At 63.7% G+C, this 2234-nt stretch carries 1 protein-coding gene and 2 pseudogenes; all 3 read right to left on the reverse strand.

What is annotated here, in order from left to right:
- Positions 1-305 (reverse strand): annotated as a pseudogene (locus ACIF4X_RS29225) (type II secretion system protein GspF); the annotation flags it as partial.
- Positions 305-1711: a type II secretion system ATPase GspE gene (gspE, locus tag ACIF4X_RS29230; protein ID WP_122843689.1), complete on the reverse strand. Its 1407-nt coding sequence runs from the start codon at positions 1709-1711 to the stop codon at positions 305-307. The gene gspE and the pseudogene ACIF4X_RS29225, both read right to left, overlap by 1 nt.
- 166 nt (positions 1712-1877) lie before the next feature.
- Positions 1878-2234, reverse strand: a pseudogene (locus ACIF4X_RS29235) (type II secretion system protein GspD); the annotation flags it as partial.

Consider the following 2234-nt stretch of genomic DNA (forward strand, 5'->3'; position numbering starts at 1 on the left):
GTGTGGGCGATGTGCTTTTTCTCGGCCTGCTCGACCGTGGCGCTGAGTGCGGCTTCCAGCGGCAGACTGGCGCCGAGCAGACTCGCCAGTTGCCGCGTGGCCCAGGCCAGATCGTTGTCCGAGAGTTTGGCGCTGAACAATCCACCGCCGCCGTGCTGGGCAACGTTGCTTTCCTTGTGCACCGACAACGCGGTCAAACCGCGCCCGCGTAATGTTGTGAACGCGGCAGCCTGGCTGTCCGCCTCAAGGTGCCCGGATTCAATCTTGCCGGTCGCGTCAGCGGCTTCAAAACGATAGCGATTCATCAGGCGTCCCGTGTCACACGGAGGATTTCTTCAGGTGCGGTGGCGCCGCTGCGAATCCAGCGTTCACCGTCCTCACGCAGGCTGAACATCCCGGCCTTGGCGGCGGATGCGCGCAAGGCCTGCTCCCCTGCCCCTTGGTGGATCAGGGTGCGGATGTCGTCGTCGATGCAGAACAATTCGTGGATGCCGGTGCGGCCGCTGTAGCCGGTTTGATTGCACGCCGGGCAACCGACGGGGCGCCAGGTTCCGGGTGTCGCAGGATCTTCCTGCTTGCACTGATTGCACAAGCGCCGCACCAGTCGTTGTGCGAGCACCCCGAGCATCGACGAGGCCAGCAGAAACGGTTCGACGCCCATGTCGATCAAGCGGTTGACCGCCGACACCGCGTCGTTGGTGTGAAGCGTCGCCAACACCAAGTGACCGGTCAGCGAGGCCTGCACGGCGATTTGTGCGGTTTCCAGGTCACGGATTTCGCCGATCATGATGATGTCCGGATCTTGCCGCAGGATTGCTCGCAGTGCGAGGGCGAAGGTCATGTCGATCTTCGCGTTGACCTGAATCTGGCTGATCCCCGGCAGGTCGTATTCCACCGGGTCTTCGACGGTGAGGATGTTGCTGGTGCTTGCATCGAGCCGCGCCAGTGCGGCGTAGAGGCTGGTGGTTTTGCCGCTGCCGGTCGGCCCGGTGACCAAAACGATGCCGTGGGGCTGGCGGATCAGGTGGTCGAGTTTGGCCAGCACCTGCGCGTCCATGCCCAGCGTTTCCAGGTGCAGACGTCCGGCCTGTTTGTCGAGCAGACGCATCACCACCCTTTCGCCATGCCCCGTCGGCACGGTTGAAACACGAATATCGATCGGCCGCCCGGCCACGCGCAAGGCGATGCGGCCGTCCTGCGGCAGGCGCTTTTCAGCGATGTCGAGTTGCGCCATGATCTTGATCCGCGACACCAGCGCACCGTGCAACGCCTTGCGCGGCGAGACCACGTCACGCAGCGTGCCGTCGACGCGATAGCGCACCACTGAATGGGTTTCGAACGGTTCGATGTGGATGTCGCTGGCCTCGTCGCGCGCGGCTTGGGTCAGCAAGGCGTTGATCATGCGGATCACCGGCGCGCCGTCCTGGGTGTCGAGCAGGTCGGTGATTTCCGGCATGTCCTGCATCAGGCGGTCGAGGTCGACTTCGTTTTCTGCTGCGCCGACCACAGCGGCGGCGCTGCCGGTGTCGGCGTAAGCGCTGGCGAGCAAACCGTCGAGTTCGTCATCGCGCACGCGCTGAATCGTGGTCGCGCCGAACTGCCGCCGCGCTTCGCTGATCGACCAGCCCGGCGTCGACGGGCACACCGTCAGCACGCCATCGCACAACAGAATCCGCTGCGCCTTGGCCCAGGCGTAAGGCAACGCACTCATCTCATGCCCTCCCCAATCCCTGTAGGAGCTGCCGAAGGCTGCGATCTTTTGATCTTTGGCCGTTTGGGTCCGTCGAAGAGCAAGATCAACAGATCGCAGCCTTCGGCAGCTCCTACAGGTCCGGTGTAGTTCTTTATTCCTGTGGTGTTCACATTGAGGGTCAGTTTCAAAAGCGCGTGCTCCCTTCAATTGGCACGGCTTTGATCGTCGCCCGTGGGCCTGAGCTCGGCGCCACCGCCGGCACACCCTGCGCCGCCGTCGGCAACTGCGGCGCCTGCATGTCTGGCATCGCCCAGCTGCGTTCCGGCTGCAAACCACCCTGCGCGCGACGCATGAAGTCGTAGCGATTCAGGGTGATGCTGCGCCCCGCTTCGCTGTCGCGGATGATGTACGGACGCAAGAACACCATCAGGTTGGTCTTGGTAATCGCCCGGCGCTCGTTGCGAAACAGCGCACCGATGCCCGGCAGACTGCCCAGCCACGGCACCGCGTCATTGCTCTGGCTGTAGCCATCCTGCAGCAA

The organism is Pseudomonas sp. NPDC085632 (assembly GCF_044541255.1).
Classification (GTDB): domain Bacteria; phylum Pseudomonadota; class Gammaproteobacteria; order Pseudomonadales; family Pseudomonadaceae; genus Aquipseudomonas.